Source organism: Mesorhizobium zhangyense, assembly GCF_011045115.1.
Classification (GTDB): domain Bacteria; phylum Pseudomonadota; class Alphaproteobacteria; order Rhizobiales; family Rhizobiaceae; genus Mesorhizobium_M; species Mesorhizobium_M zhangyense.
Window position 1 is genome coordinate 614,776 of the sequence record NZ_JAAKZG010000002.1, and the last position, 14,762, is coordinate 629,537.

12 protein-coding genes and 1 pseudogene are annotated in these 14,762 nt (G+C 63.5%); 7 read left to right on the top strand and 6 right to left on the bottom strand.

Annotated features, from left to right (window positions below; translation table 11 throughout):
• The first annotated feature begins 61 nt into the window (after positions 1–61).
• From G6N74_RS06520 to G6N74_RS06540, 5 genes and pseudogenes are all read left to right on the top strand, one after another.
• On the top strand, positions 62–1,543 hold the full coding sequence (locus G6N74_RS06520; protein ID WP_165115512.1) for a LysM peptidoglycan-binding domain-containing protein: 1,482 nt from the start codon (positions 62–64) through the stop codon (positions 1,541–1,543).
• 62 nt (positions 1,544–1,605) lie between these two features.
• Positions 1,606–1,959: an ArsR/SmtB family transcription factor gene (locus tag G6N74_RS06525; protein WP_165115514.1), complete on the top strand. Its 354-nt coding sequence runs from the start codon at positions 1,606–1,608 to the stop codon at positions 1,957–1,959.
• Positions 1,960–1,964: 5 nt separating this feature from the next.
• On the top strand, positions 1,965–3,848 hold the full coding sequence (locus tag G6N74_RS06530) for an ABCB family ABC transporter ATP-binding protein/permease (protein ID WP_165115516.1): 1,884 nt from the start codon (positions 1,965–1,967) through the stop codon (positions 3,846–3,848).
• Between the two features lie 90 nt (positions 3,849–3,938).
• Positions 3,939–4,640, top strand: a pseudogene (locus G6N74_RS06535) (phosphatidylserine decarboxylase); the annotation flags it as partial.
• Between the two features lie 74 nt (positions 4,641–4,714).
• The gene (locus G6N74_RS06540; protein ID WP_205826544.1) at positions 4,715–5,473 is read left to right on the top strand and encodes a CDP-alcohol phosphatidyltransferase family protein; all 759 of its coding nucleotides are present in this window, start codon (positions 4,715–4,717) and stop codon (positions 5,471–5,473) included.
• Positions 5,474–5,477: 4 nt separating this feature from the next.
• Here the strand turns inward: G6N74_RS06540 and G6N74_RS06545 are convergent, their stop codons facing one another.
• Complete coding sequence (locus tag G6N74_RS06545; RefSeq protein WP_165115519.1) at positions 5,478–7,697, bottom strand: AMP-binding protein; 2,220 nt, start codon at positions 7,695–7,697, stop codon at positions 5,478–5,480.
• A gap of 597 nt (positions 7,698–8,294) precedes the next feature.
• Here G6N74_RS06545 and G6N74_RS06550 point away from each other — a divergent pair.
• Positions 8,295–8,900: a nucleotidyltransferase domain-containing protein gene (locus G6N74_RS06550; RefSeq protein ID WP_165115520.1), complete on the top strand. Its 606-nt coding sequence runs from the start codon at positions 8,295–8,297 to the stop codon at positions 8,898–8,900.
• 181 nt (positions 8,901–9,081) lie between these two features.
• Here G6N74_RS06550 and G6N74_RS06555 read toward each other — a convergent pair whose 3' ends face one another.
• Together G6N74_RS06555 and G6N74_RS06560 are read right to left on the bottom strand one after the other, a co-directional pair.
• Positions 9,082–9,951: a DMT family transporter gene (locus G6N74_RS06555; protein WP_165115712.1), complete on the bottom strand. Its 870-nt coding sequence runs from the start codon at positions 9,949–9,951 to the stop codon at positions 9,082–9,084.
• Positions 9,952–10,110: 159 nt separating this feature from the next.
• Positions 10,111–10,998: a DMT family transporter gene (locus tag G6N74_RS06560; RefSeq protein ID WP_165115521.1), complete on the bottom strand. Its 888-nt coding sequence runs from the start codon at positions 10,996–10,998 to the stop codon at positions 10,111–10,113.
• Between the two features lie 186 nt (positions 10,999–11,184).
• On the opposite strand from G6N74_RS06560, the gene G6N74_RS06565 reads away from it, so the two are divergent.
• Positions 11,185–11,712, top strand: coding sequence for an OsmC family protein (locus G6N74_RS06565; protein ID WP_165115522.1), 528 nt, complete (start codon positions 11,185–11,187; stop codon positions 11,710–11,712).
• A 13-nt stretch (positions 11,713–11,725) separates the two neighbouring features.
• Here G6N74_RS06565 and G6N74_RS06570 read toward each other — a convergent pair whose 3' ends face one another.
• From G6N74_RS06570 to G6N74_RS06580, 3 genes are all read right to left on the bottom strand, one after another.
• Entirely contained in the window at positions 11,726–12,472 is a 747-nt protein-coding gene (locus G6N74_RS06570) for an SDR family NAD(P)-dependent oxidoreductase (protein WP_165115523.1), read from the bottom strand.
• The gene (purF, locus tag G6N74_RS06575; protein ID WP_165115524.1) at positions 12,473–13,942 is read right to left on the bottom strand and encodes an amidophosphoribosyltransferase; all 1,470 of its coding nucleotides are present in this window, start codon (positions 13,940–13,942) and stop codon (positions 12,473–12,475) included.
• Between the two features lie 132 nt (positions 13,943–14,074).
• The gene (locus tag G6N74_RS06580) at positions 14,075–14,710 is read right to left on the bottom strand and encodes a CvpA family protein (protein WP_165115526.1); all 636 of its coding nucleotides are present in this window, start codon (positions 14,708–14,710) and stop codon (positions 14,075–14,077) included.
• Positions 14,711–14,762 lie beyond the last annotated feature (52 nt).

Sequence of the window (14,762 nt, forward strand, 5' to 3'; positions counted from 1 at the left end):
TTCTTGTCGGCTTCGCGAAAACAGAGTAGACCCGCCTTAGGTGGCTAAAGGGTAGGGAAACATGGCAGTTACAGCGATCAGGGCATTATTGTTTTTGGCCGGCGGCACGGCCGCTGCGGTCGGAACGGCCTATGTGTCTGGCGCGCTGGATCCCTATCTGGGCAAGACGCCGCCGATGGCTGCCTCCCTGAGCGACACAAAAGCGCCGGAGGCCGATACCAAGGCGGCAAGATTGCCGTCTCAGCCGGCAGCTCCCGAGACGCAAACTCCGAAGGCTGAACAGCCCGCTGCCGAAGCGCCTTCCGCTGGCGCAGGTGCTGTGGTCGCGCCTGGAGTTAGCGTGCCGTCCTTCGACGTCGTGCGCGCCGAGCCGGATGGCTCGGTTGTGATCGCCGGCAAGGCTGCGCCCAATTCGAAAGTGGAAATCGTCATCGGTTCCAAGATCATCGGCAACGGTATCGCCGGGCCGGAAGGCGATTTCGCCGTCGTGGTCGAAGAGCCGTTGAAGCCCGGCGATCATCAGATCGTGCTTCGCTCGACCACGCCTGACAATGTCGTGGCGACGTCGCCCGAAACCGCGGTCGTTTCCATCCCTGAGAACAAGAGCGGCCAGGTTCTGGCGCTTGTCGAGCAGCCGGGTGCCGCGAGCAAGCTGATCTCGATTCCTGAACCCGAGCCGGCGGCGAAACCCACGGAATCCGCCAGCACCTCGACGGAAAATGCGCCGACGCCACCCGCAACAGCGCCGGCAGGGCAAACCGCCGCCGCGCCTACCACCGAGCAGCCAGCCAGCCAGCAGGCGGCAGCTGCGCCCCAGCCGGAAAAGCCGGCAGCGGCTCCCGCACCAGCAAGCGGGCCGACGGTGAAGGTTGAAGCCGTGGAGATCGAGGGCCGCAAGGTCTTCATCGCCGGCGCTGCCGATCCGGGACGCAAGGTGCGCGCCTATGCCAACGACATTCTGCTGGGCGAAGTGATTACGTCGCCGGGCGGACGCTTCCTGATCGAAACCGAGCGCGATCTGCCGGTCGGCGATTACATCGTCCGTGTCGACGGGCTTGAGCCGGACGGCGTCAAGGTTGCGGCGCGTGCGGCCGTGCCGTTCACGCGTGAGCCTGGAGAGGCGGTTGCGGCCGTCGCCCCCGCCGATTCCGCCGAGCAGCCGAAACCGGCACAGTCCGAAACGGCAGCAGCGCCCGCACAGCCTGGTGCGCCGGCTGCTACCGCCGAGGCTTCGCCAACCACGCCGCCGCCCGCCGGTTCCGGCGAGATCGCCGCTGTCGCACCGGAAGCGCTCTCGCCAAAACTCCAGAGTGTCGACAGCGCGGTCATCATCCGCCGCGGCGATTCGCTCTGGCGCATCTCGCGCCGCGTCTATGGCCTCGGCGTGCGCTACTCGACGATTTATCTTGCCAACCAGGAACAGATCCGCGACCCCAATCGCATCTGGCCGGGTCAGGTCTTCAAGGTGCCTGAAAAGACCGACAAGGGCGAAGCCGCCGACATGAAGACCATCGGCGATCAGGCAACGACCACCACGCAGTAAAAACCACCTTCTCCGGGAAAAGCCTTGCGAGGACAACGTTCATCGTTTATCGACGATGAACGATGAACGCTCCTCTTGCTTCCGATTTCCAGACCTGCAGCTCTGCCGCCACAAAAGCCGTGGCGCTGCGGTTCGCGGCGCTGTCACATCCGACGCGCATAGAAATCCTGCGCTACCTCTCGGGCAGCGACGCATGCTGCTGCAAGGATGTAGTCAAACAGCTCGATCTGGCGCAGTCGACGGTGTCGCAGCATCTGAAAATACTGGTCGAGGCGGGGCTGGTGCGGTTTTCGCCCGAAAAGCAGCGGTCGCGCTATGAGATCGACCGGCAGGCACTGGCCGGATTTTCCGGGCTTGTGACTGCTCTGGTTGAAGATTGCTGCGCCAGTCGCGAAGACCGAAATTCAAAGGCGTAAAACTCTTGGCCGACAAGACAGTCTCTGCCGACAACGGCAGCACGTTCAAAACATTGCTCAATCTGTGGCCCTATATGTGGCCGGCCGGCCGCGCTGATCTCAAGGCTCGCGTGGTCTGGGCGACATTCTACCTGTTCGTCGCCAAATTCGTGCTGATCGCCGTGCCCTATTTCTTCAAATGGGCGACCAACGCACTCGCCGGCGACCACGCGCCGGCTCCGCCACTGCCGGATTTCCTGCTGGCGCCGGTCATGCTGGTCATCGCCTACAATGTGGTGAAGCTCGTGCAGGTCGGCTTCAACCAGTTGCGCGACGCTCTGTTTGCCAGCGTTGGCCAGCATGCGGTGCGCCAGCTTGCCTTCCGCACCTTCGTGCACATGCACAATCTGTCGCTGCGCTTCCATCTGGAGCGGCGCACCGGCGGCCTGTCGCGCATCATCGAGCGCGGCACCAAGGGCATCGAGACGATTGTCCGCTTCACCATCCTCAACACGCTGCCGACCATTCTCGAATTCGCGCTGACGGCAATCATCTTCGCCGTCGCCTATGGCTGGCTCTATGTGGTGGTCGTTGCCGTCACCGTGATGCTCTACACATGGTTCACGGTGTGGGCGAGCGACTGGCGCATTTCGATCCGCCGCGAGATGAACGATTCCGACACCGACGCCAACACCAAGGCGATCGACTCCCTGCTCAATTTCGAAACGGTCAAATATTTCAACAATGAGCGCATGGAAGCCGAGCGTTTCGACCGCTCGATGGCGCGCTACGAGAGTGCCGCAACCAAGACCTGGACCTCGCTCGGCTGGCTGAACTTCGGGCAGGGCGTCATCTTCGGCGTCGGCATGGCGATCGCGATGTGGATGTCGGCGCGCGAGGTGATGGCCGGCACGCAGACGATCGGCGATTTCGTGTTCATCAACGCCATGCTGATGCAGCTTTCGGTACCGCTGAATTTTATCGGCTTCATCTATCGCGAAATTCGCCAGGGCCTGACCGATATCGAGCAGATGTTTGATCTTCTCGACGTCAAGCAGGAAGTGCTCGACCGGCCCGACGCGAAACCGCTGGCTGTCGGGGCGGGCAAGGTCGAGTTCCGCGATGTGCATTTTGCCTATGATCCGGCCCGTCCGATTCTGAAGGGCGTCAGCTTCGACGTTCCGGCCGGCAAGACAGTCGCAATCGTCGGGCCCTCGGGGGCCGGCAAATCGACGATTTCGCGGCTTCTGTTCCGCTTCTACGACATCCAGCAAGGCGCAATCCTGATCGACGGGCAGGATATTCGTGACGTGACCCAGGAGAGCCTGCGCGCCGCTATTGGCATGGTGCCGCAGGACACCGTGCTGTTCAACGACACCATCGCCTACAACATCCGCTATGGCCGCACCGACGCCAGCGACGAGGAAGTCTTCAAGGCTGCCGAACTGGCGCAGATCGGACCTTTCATCGAGCATCTGCCTGATGGCTACAAGGCCATGGTCGGCGAGCGTGGGCTGAAGCTTTCCGGCGGCGAAAAGCAGCGCGTGGCGATTGCCCGCACCATCCTCAAGGCGCCGCCGATCCTGATGCTGGACGAGGCGACCTCCGCGCTCGACACGCACACGGAGCAGGAAATTCAGGCAGCACTCGATCTCGTCAGCCGTGGCCGCACGACGATTGTCATCGCACACCGGCTTTCGACGGTTATCACTGCCGACGAGATCATCGTGCTAAAGGGCGGGCAGATCGCCGAGCGCGGAACGCATCTGTCACTGCTGCGCAAGGACGGTCTCTACGCTTCGATGTGGGCGCGCCAGCGCGAGGCGACGGAGGCCGAGGAGCGGCTGCGCATTGCTCGTGAAACCGACGAACTCGGCGTCGTCGTGCGCCGCAGAACCGCCGAAGTCTGATCACGCGAAGTCGCATCACTGCAATGTTGCGTTGCGGCGGGCTGCCGTTTCCGGTAAGCAGGCCGGCAATCCAATTGGAGCCGCCCCCGCCCGATGAGCCTCGTCGATACCGTCAAGAACGCGTTCGTGCCCATTCATCGCGAGGGCTATCCCTTCATTGGCGCATTTGCCGCCGCCACACTGATTCTCGGCTATTTTTCGCTCAACCTGTTCTGGATCGGGCTGATCCTGACGGCCTGGTGCGCTTATTTCTTCCGCGACCCGGTGCGCGTCACGCCGGTGGACGACAAACTGGTCGTGAGCCCCGCCGACGGCGTGGTCTCGGCTGTCGGGCCTGCGGTCCCGCCGCGTGAACTCGGCCTCGGCACGGCCGAAATGACCCGCATCTCGGTTTTCATGAACGTCTTTTCCTGCCACGTGAACCGTTCGCCGGTGCGCGGCCGCATCACCCGCATCGAGCATCGCCCCGGCAAGTTCCTCAACGCCGAGCTCGACAAGGCCAGCAGCGAGAACGAGCGCAACGGCCTCGTCATCGAAAGCCCCCATGGCACGGTCGCAGCCGTGCAGATCGCGGGACTGGTGGCGCGGCGCATCGTCTGCTGGGCAGATACCGACAGCAACATTGCCGTCGGCGAGCGTTTCGGGCTGATCCGCTTCGGCTCGCGCGTCGACGTGTTCCTGCCGCTCGGCGCCACGGCGCGCGTTTCGGTCGGCCAGACCGCCGTTGCCGGTGAAACCATCCTGGCCGAATTCGGCGGCGGGGCCGCGACCCCGCTCGTGCGGGTCTCGTAACGGTGCCCGCACCCTTCCAGCATTTCGAGCCACACGGCCGAGGCGGACCGCGCATCCGGGAGATTCCGCTGCGCATGGTCCTGCCGAACCTGATCACGGTTCTGGCGATCTGCGCCGGCCTGTCCGGCATCCGTCTCGCATTCGAAGCGCGGTTCGAGACGGCCGTCGTCATGGTGCTGATCGCGGCTTTCCTCGACGGCATCGACGGCCGCATCGCGCGGGCACTCAAGGCGACCTCCAAGTTCGGCGCGCAGATGGATTCGCTGGCCGACATCGTCAATTTCGGCGTGGCACCCGCATTGGTGCTCTACGCCTACCTGCTCGACCGCGCCGGGTCGTTCGGCTGGATCGCAGCGCTTCTGTTTGCGATCGCCTGCGGTCTGCGGCTGGCGCGGTTCAATGTGCTGGACGAGGATCAGGACCGGCCCGCATGGCAGGCCGAGTATTTCGTCGGCGTGCCGGCACCCGCGGGGGCGGCCATCGTCATGCTGCCGATCTATCTGGTGTTCATCGGGGCGATTGCCCCGGACCGAACCTTCGGCTTCATCTGCTCGGGCTATACGGTGCTGATCGCCTTCCTGCTGGTCAGCCGCTGGCCGGTCTATTCGGGCAAGAAATGGCGGGTGCCGGGCGACAAGGTGCTGCCGCTGATCCTCGGTGTCGTGCTTTACGTGCTGCTGCTGGTGACGTTCCCGTGGCAGACGCTGTCGGTTTCGGTGATCGCCTATCTCTGCTTCCTGCCGCTCAGCGCCAGCGCCTATTCGCGCCGCTCGAGGCTCGAGGAGGCGAAGGCCAAGGAAGCCGCTGCAGCCACACCGCCCAAGGCGGAATAAGGCTTTACGCCGCTGCTTCCAGTCCGAGCCGCTCGATCGCCAGCTTGCGGGCCGACACATAGTCGGTCTTGCCGGAACCGAGCAGCGGGATTTCGCTGACCTTGACGATGTCCTGCGGCACCATCAATTCGGCAGCGCCCGACAGTTTGCCGAACTGCCGCAGCAGTGAGGGGTCGGCATCGCCTGCGGTGGTGATGAGCACGATGCGCTCGCCGCGGCGCTTGTCGGGCACGGCGACGGCGGCGTGATGCTCTTCCGGCCACAGCGACTGCACCAGCATTTCGACAGCACCCAGCGACACCATCTCGCCGGCGATCTTGGCAAAACGCTTGGCGCGGCCGCGAATGGTCAAAAAACCTTCGCGGTCAATGGAAACGATGTCGCCGGTGTCGTGCCAGCCGCTGCCCAGCGGCTGCAACACGCCGGGCTGGTCGGCGGTCATGTAGCCGAGCATGACATTCGGCCCCTGTAGCCAGAGCCTGCCGCCCTCTGAGATACCCTCGACCGGCTCCAACCGCATCCGCATGCCCGGCAGCAGCCGTCCGACCGTGCCGTCGCGATTGTGGGTGACCGTGTTGACCGACACGACCGGTGCGGCCTCGGTCAACCCAAAACCCTCGATGATCTCGGCGTTGAAGCGCTCGCGCCAGATGCGCCGCGTGTCGGCCTTGACCGGCTCGGCACCGGCCACCGCGAAGCGTAGGCTCGAAAACTCGTCGCCGTCGGCATTGCGCGCATAGCCGGCGAGGAAAGTGTCGGTGCCGAACATGACGGTCGGCCGTATCTTGGCGGCGATGTCGGGGATGATCTTGTAGTGCAGCGGCGAGGGATAGAGGAACAGCCTCACCCCCGACACCAAAGGCAGGATCGTGCCGCCGGTCAGGCCGAAGGAATGGAACGCCGGCAGCACGTTGAGCAGCTTGTCGTCGGGGCCGATATTGATGCGGGCCTCGGCCTGCATGGCATTGGCGACGACATTGCGGCTGGAAAGAACCACCGCCTTCGGTGTGCCTTCCGAACCGGAGGTGAACAGGATGACGGCCGGTTTGTCCGCGTCCTGGCTGTGGACCGGCCACCAGTACAGGCAGCTTGCGGCGATCTTGTCGAACAGGCTGGTGCTGTCGCGCAGCTCCTCGATCCAGACGAATTTCGCGCCGCCCTTTTCAGCCGCCTCGACGATGTCGGCAAGGCCGGCTTTTTCGATGAAGGCGCGCGACGAGATGATTGTGCGGATGACGGCGGTGCGTACGGCGGCGGTGACGCTGGCGGGGCCGGCGGTGTAGTTGAGCATGGCAGCTATGCGGCTTGCCGAAACGAGCCCGAGCAGCGAAAGCACCATGCCGTTGGTGTTGGGCAGAAGCACGCCGACGGCCTCTCCGGGGGCGCTGAGGCGGGCAAAGCGCTGCCCGAGCACCCGAGCGCCGATAAGCAGCCGCTGGTAGCTCAGCGCGCCGCTGACCACATCCTCGACGATGGGGTGGCCGGCACCATAGCGGAAGGCTGCGTGGCGGACGGCCTGAAACAGGCTGCGTTTGGGATCGGCAGCGGCAAGACGCGCCTCGGCGACGCGGTCGAACAGCGCATCGGATGGCCGCATGTCCGTATCGCCGACCATCTGCTGGATCGTCATCGGCTCCAGCGTGCTGACGGTCAGCCTCGGAAACCAGCTTCGCGGCGCTTTTTCACGCGGCGTCAGCGAAAAGGGCAGGTGGCGCGCGCCGTCGATGAAAACCGGGATGATCTTCGCGTCGGCCTGAAGCGCTATGCGCGCCACGGCACGGTAAAGCCGGAAGGATTTCACGTCCGGCTCGACATCGGCGGGGATGTAGACGGCCAGGCGGCCCTTGCCTTTCAGCACGCGCACCAGCCGGCGGCTGACGAAGACATGCTCGGCGTTGAAGGCGATGGTGCGGCCCAGTTCCCGCCACGGCTCAAGCCAGTGTGATCTGGCCGACCTCTCGTCGAGGATGTGCAGGGTGTTTTCCGGCAGCAGTGCCAGCATGAGTGCAGGATCGAGCCGCGACTGATGGGTGACGACGTAGACGACGGGTGCTGCCGCATCTCGCGCCGCCCGCATTTTGCCGTCGCGCACCCGATAGATGAGCTTGAGCGGCAGATAGAGCAGTGCCTGATGAAACGTCATCCCCAGGCGCACCTTTTGCCAAAGTGCTGCCGCCAGATAGGCTAGAAGCAGGAAAAGGGCGATCTTTGCGGTCAGGATCATGCCTCACTCCCAACGCATGTTTTTGGGCGGCTCTTTCCGACCGCTTCGATCAGGAAACTAGACGATGCTGCGGGAAGGTCAATGAGGTCGTCTCGGTCTCGCATTTCATTGCCTCGGCGCACTTGTTCATTACCACGCCCGCATTCTGCGTCTGGCTATTGAAGTGGGAAAGCGGACGCATGGCTTGCGCCTGTCTTTTTATGTTTATGTGACGCTTGCCATGCGCCCGCCGACGCTCTTGTCCCGCTCAGTCGCCTCCACATTCGCGTGGCCAGCCGCCGCTAAGACCCGGGCTTAGGGGTTCATCACCCAGCAGCACCACCGCAGTGCCACCAGCCCGGACGCCGTCCCCTCCACGCTCATCCGGTTCATGACCCGCGTTCCCGTGAGGGCGACGCGGAGATTATGCGGGCAGCGTTTGGGGTGTGGATAAATCGGGCGTGAAAAAATGTTCAGGTCTAATGAGAACAATGGGTTGAGTGGAAATTGGGTGAAAATCTTTCCACGCCTTCACGCCGAAAATCTTGTACGGCTGAAAGCTCTTTGAAGCGACGCAGGCGTAAAATCAGCCACAGCAGATAAAGCCCGGACAGTTCCATGACTCCGCAACAAGCACTCGCTCATGACGCCTGGCGGGCCTGGCATCCGACCGAACTTGCAAGCTGCCTGAGCGGCGTTTCCAGGCCCTGGTGCATCGTCGGGGGCTGGGCGCTTGACCTTTGGCATGGATACCAGACGCGCGATCATGAGGACCTTGAGTTTACGATCCTGCGTGAAGACCTCGCGACCTTCCGGCAAGCGCTGAAGGGCTTGGAATTCTACACGGCCGGAGACGGGATTGTTGAGTATTTGCCAACGGATGCAGCGCCGCCGGCGACCATTTCCCAGATATGGTGCCAGGACGTCGAGCAAAGGTGCTGGCGCGTGGACATGATGATCGAGCCGGGATCGCCGGATAGTTGGGTCTACAAGAGAGACCTGGCCATTGCCCGGCCGCGCGCCGAAATGGTGAACATGACCTCTGGTGGGCTTCCTTATCTAAAGCCGGCGGCCATTCTGCTGTTCAAGGCAAAGCATATGCGCAGCAAGGATGAGATCGACTTTGAAAAAGCCGTGCCGAAGTTGGAAGCATCGGAGCGTGCATGGCTGAAAGCCTGTCTTGAGATTACCCATCCCGGTCACGAGTGGGCGCAGGCGCTGTAGAAGCGCGGCACTTCAAAGAAAAGCCGGCCACGAGGGACCGGCTTTGGAGTAAGGGGGACGGGCGGGGGGTTGGGCATAAGGGGACAGCCCGTCCAGCATCAACAACGCACGCTCCGCAAATTGGTTCCCAAAAAAAGAATCTTTTTTGAAGAAATTTTTGAGCTCTTGCAAATGTCTGAAATCACACGCTTTTCATCTCTGAAACGCGCATCCGGCGCGCCACCTGCCAGTCTCGGCCGGCATGGGCAAAGACCGCCGCAAGCACGATGACCCCGCCGGCAAGGCTTGCGACCGGCGGCAGTTCGGACAGGAACAGCCAGCCGAAGAAAATGGCGAAGGGCACTTCGGCCGAGCCGAGCAAGCCGGCCTCGGCGGCGGGAATGAGCCGCGAGCCCTCGGTCCAAAGCACGGAGGCAAGGGCGAACGATACACCGAAAGCCGCAAGAAGCAGGGCGTCGCGCGCGGAAATGGCCAGCGGATCGGTGACGAACCAGCCCAGCACGAAAAGCAGGAAGGCCGACACCGCACCGGCCCACACCACCGGCGTGTCGCGGAATTTCCGGATCAGCACCATGTAGAGCGCGCTGGAGAATGTCATCAGCAGCGCCAGCCCGTCGCCGAAGGGGCGTCCTGTGCCGACGCCCGAAAAGACCATCAGGCCGACGCCGGCGAGCGAGAGGCAGGCGGCGAGCATGGTCTGCGAGCGAACACGTTCGCGCACAAGAAGCCAGGCCAGCAGTGCGGCCACGAAAGGCGCCGTGGCGTAGATGATCGCGACATTGGCGACATAGGTGTTCTTGAAGGCGGCGATGAAGGCAATGCTGGCGAATGCTCCGATCACGGCCATCAGCCAACCACGCCAGCCGAGGCGCAAAGGCTTAGGCGCGGTTTCCTTGCGGCGTCGCCAGAATACATAGGCGGTGATCAGCAATCCGCCGGCAAAGCCGCGCCAGCAATTGATCGTCAGCGGGTCGGCATGGATCGATTTGGTCAGCACGCCGGCAAGGCCGAAGACAGCCGCCGAGGCGCTGACGAGCGTCACGCCGAGCATGCGTTCGGTCGATTGATCCAGGCCCACGATTGTTCCTCTAAGCGGCAGCGAGCCGCAGACTATCGCATCGCCCCTGCCACCGCGGTGTCAGGAGAAACATTGGTTGGACCATGATCTTGTCCCAAAACCGGTTCCCACTTTTGGGGATCATGGTCTGCGCTAGACGCGTTTGCGCAGATGTTCGCTGGCAATGATGACCACGCCGGCAAGGAAGATGAGGGCTGCGCCGATAAAGACCTCGCGGCGCGGAATGTCGCCCCAGATCGCGTAGCCGAGCGCGAAGGCCCAGATCAGCGAGGTGTATTCGAACGGCGCGATGACGGAGACGGGCGCGCGCTTCATGCCTTCGAAAAGCATGAACTGCGCCACGCCGCCGAGCGAGCCGACGATCATGAGAAGCAGCGCTTCCTGCCATGTCGGGGTCTGCCACAGGAAGGCCATCGGCACGCCGGCGATGACGAGGAAAAACGCATTGTTGAGGACGAGCTGCACCATCGTGCGCTCCTGCAGCGCGATCTTGCGCATCAAGACGATCGCCAGCGCCCACAGGAAGGCGGCGGCGAGCACCATGGCGACCGGCAGGGTTATGCCGAGCTTGCTCGGGTCGCAGGCGATGTAGACGCCGACGAAGCCGATCAGCACCGCGACCCAGCGCACCAGCGGCACCTTCTCGCCAAGGATGAAGATCGACATGATGGTTATGATGACGGGGGCGGCGAAGTAGATGGTGGTGAGTTCGGCGAGCTGGAGATATTTCGCAGCACTGTAGAAACACAGCCAGGCCAGCAGCGTGAGAAAGCTCCGCAGCAGCATCGCCTTGACGATGGGCGAGCGGGCCGACTGGACCAGCAGCTCGCGCCCGCCGATCATTGCGCAGCCGGCCAGCACGGTTGCGCTGCGGAAGAACAGGATCTGCCAGACCGTCAGGCCTGTCACCAAGAGCTTGATCGAGGCGTCCTGCACCGAAAACAGGAAATAGGCGACACCGGTGAGCATGATGCCGGCGTAGATCTTTTCGCGCGTGTCGAGAACGACGGCATTGGTCATGGAGCGGTCCTGCGGAATGGCGCTGCGGCGGGCGAACCAGCAGCAGCCGCAGCTATACGACCGCCACCACCCGCCCGGCTACGCCAGCCGCAGCCGAGCGTTGGGGCAGGCCCAGTCACCTCTTGCGGGCCAAAGGGCGCGCTGGCGTGATATAGGTTCAATCATTGGCGCAATCGGGAGGCTGGCATGAACGCCGACGAACTGAAGTCACTGCAGGCACCGCTGAAGCAGGGTTATCGCGACGACCCGGGACAGGCGCTGATAACGCTGCGGGCCAAGGGGTCAATCGACCAGCAATCCATCTCCTGCAAGGTGGAGACGGGCAGGGCGCTGGCGGTGGCCGGTCTTCATCCTGCAACGGGCGGCACCGGGCTCGAGCTCTGCTCCGGCGACATGCTGCTGGAGGCGCTGATTGCCTGTGCCGGGGTGACGCTGAAGGCGGTTGCGACGGCGCTGGAATTCCGCCTCGAGGGTGCTGCGGTGGAAGCCGAAGGCGACCTCGATTTCCGCGGCACGCTGGGCGTGGCCAAGGATGCACCGGTAGGCTTTCGCGCGATCAGGCTGCGCTTCGATCTCGACACCGACGAGCCGCAGGACCGGATCGATACGCTGATCAAGCTGACCGAACGCTATTGCGTGGTTTTCCAGACCATCAACAGCAAGCCGGACCTGTCGGTAACGGCGAAAAATCATCGCCCGACGGCGAAACTTTAGGAGTCAGGCTGGCTTATTCGGGCATCCGGTAGCTGACGAACCGCTCGTGATGGACCTGGAAGAGCTTTCCGGTCTCGGTCAGCGCCGGGCTGGCCAGCGGCAGGATTTTTGCGGCGGTCTCGGCGGGTTTCGGCAGCGTATCGGGGTCTTCGCCCGGCATGGCCTGCGCGCGCATGGCCGTGCGGGTCGCGCCCGGATCGACGGAATTCACGCGCAATGCGCTGTTTTTCGTCTCGTCGGCCCAGGAACGGGCCAGCGCCTCGACTGCCGCCTTTGAGGCCGCATAGGGACCCCAGAAAGCGCGGGCGGAGTGCGCTGCACCCGACGACAGGATGATGGCGCGGCCGGCGTCGGACTTACGCAGCAGGGGGTCGACCGAGCGGATGAGCCGCCAGGTGCCGGTGACGTTTACGGCCATGACCTTGTCGAACACTTTTGCCTCGACATGGCCGAGCGGCGAGATGACGCCGAGCGCGCCGGCATTGGCGACGAGAATGTCGAGCTTGCCCCAGCGGTCGTTGATGGCGCCGCCGAGACGGTCGATGCCGGCCATGTCGGTGAGGTCGAGCGGCACCAGGGTGGCTTCGCCGCCGGCCTTCTTGATCTCGTCGTCGAGGTCTTCGAGCCCGCCGACGGTGCGGGCAACTGCGATAACATGCGCGCCGGCTGCCGCCATCTGTTTGGCGATCTGATAGCCGATGCCGCGCGACGCGCCGGTGACGAGCGCGACGCGCCCCGAAAGGTCTGGAATTTCAGTCATTTATTGCCCGCCGGTAGCCAACAGCGACAAGGTCCGCACATTGTCGGTGCCTTCGAGGTCGAGCAGGCGGGTGGGGTATTCGCCGGTGAAGCAGGCGTCGCAGAATTGGGGCTGTTCATCTACGCGGCTCGCTTCGCCGACAGCGCGGTAGAGGCCGTCGATCGACAGGAAGCCGAGCGAATCGACGCGGATGAAATCGGCCATCTCCTCGACCGACATGCGCGATGCGAGCAGCTTGGCCTTTTCCGGCGTGTCGACGCCGTAGAAGCAGGAGGCGCGGGTGGGCGGCGAGGCGATGCGCATATGCACTTCCCGGGCGCCGGCTTCGCGCACCATCTGCACGATTTTCTGGCTGGTGGTGCCGCGCACGATGGAATCGTCGACCAGCACCACGCGCTTGCCCTCGATCATGCGGCGGTTCGCGTTGTGCTTCAGCTTCACGCCCATGTGGCGGATGGAATCACCGGGCGAAATGAAGGTGCGTCCGACATAGTGGTTGCGGATGATGCCGAGTTCGAACGGAATGCCGGCCTGCTGCGAGAATCCGATCGCGGCCGGCGTACCGGAATCGGGCACCGGAACGATGATGTCGGCATCGATCGGGCTTTCGATGGCAAGCTCCATGCCGATGCGCTTGCGGATGTCGTAGACATTGCGGCCTTCGACGGAGGAATCCGGCCGGGCGAAATAGACATATTCGAAGATGCAGAAACGCGATTTCTGCGGCTCGAAGGGGAAGTGGCTCTCGATGCCCTTGCCGGTGACGACGACCATCTCGCCGGGCTTGAGATCGCGCACGAAACGCGCGCCGATGATGTCGAGCGCGCAGGTTTCGGAAGCAAGGATCCAGGCGCCGTCGAGGTCGCCCAGCACCAGCGGGCGAATGCCGAGCGGATCGCGCACGCCGATCATCTTCTTGGAGGTCAGCGCAACCAGCGAGAAGGCGCCCTCGAGCTGTCGGATCGCCTCGATGAAGCGCGCGGTGATGTCGCGCTCCTTGCTCGTGGCGACGAGGTGAAGGATCGTTTCCGTATCCGAGGTGGAGGAAAAGATCGAACCCTGCTTCTGCAAGGTGCGCTGCACGGTGAGCGCGTTGGTGATGTTGCCGTTGTGGGCGACGGCCAGACCACCGGTCGAAAGCTCGGCAAAGAAGGGCTGCACATTGCGCAGGCCGGCACCGCCCGTGGTGGCGTAGCGCGTGTGGCCGATGGCGCGGGTGCCTTGCAGCCGGTCGATGACCGACTGCTTGGTGAAGGTGTCGCCGATCAGGCCGACATGGCGCTCTACATGGAACTGGCTGCCGTCATAGGAGACGATGCCCGCCGCTTCCTGGCCGCGATGCTGGAGGGCGTGAAGGCCGAGCGTGGTGATCGCGGCGGCTTCCGGGCGTCCGAAGATGCCGAACACGCCGCATTCGTCGTGGAAATGATCGTCAGCCTCTGCGGAGAGGAAGTTATCAGCGTCAACCATAGGGCCACGGACTCTGGTGTCGGAAAAGCGTCATATAGGGCAAGGGCGTCGACAATGCCACCTGTAATTCATCGGCGTCGATGTCGCAGCCATGTCGTCCGGCCGCCACTTCGGGCGCCTGGACGTACGCAATCAGTTGTTCGCCGGCGGCGCCTCTGCTGGCGCGTTGTCGGCCGGTGCATTCTCCGCAGGTGCTTCTGCGGGTGCATTGTCGGCTGGCGGTGCTTCCGTACCGGCTTCCGGAGCCTCGGTGCCGGTTTCCGGCTTCAGGCGCTTGAGGATCGAGTTTTCGGGGTCTTCCGGCAGCGCGTTTTCAAGCTTTGCACCGATCGATTCCAGCAGCGGCTTCGACTTGGCGTTGGCGATCCAGGCCGGCGGGTTCGAGCCGACGAGCCAGTTGAAGAACAGGAGGCCGACGGCAACGACCAGGATGCCGCGCGCCGCGCCGTAGAGGAAACCGAGGGTGCGATCGAGCGCGCCGACGCGGCTGTCGATGATGAAATCGGCGATCTTCATGGTGATGACGGTGACCACGATCAGCGCGATGATGAAGACGATGCCGGCTGCCGCGCCCATCGCCAGCTTCTCATTGTCGAGATGCGGCTGCACATAAGGCAGGACCAGCGGGTAGAAGAAATAGGCAGCCGCAGCGGCAGCAACCCAGGACGCAATCGAAAGAACCTCACGGGAAAGGCCGCGAACCATGGCGAGCATTGCGGAAACAAGCGTGAAGCCGACGAGAATTCCGTCAAGCAGCGTAATCGGCATGTCGTTCCCACTCCATGATGGCGCTTTGCGCCTTTCCGGGCCGCGCTGGCGG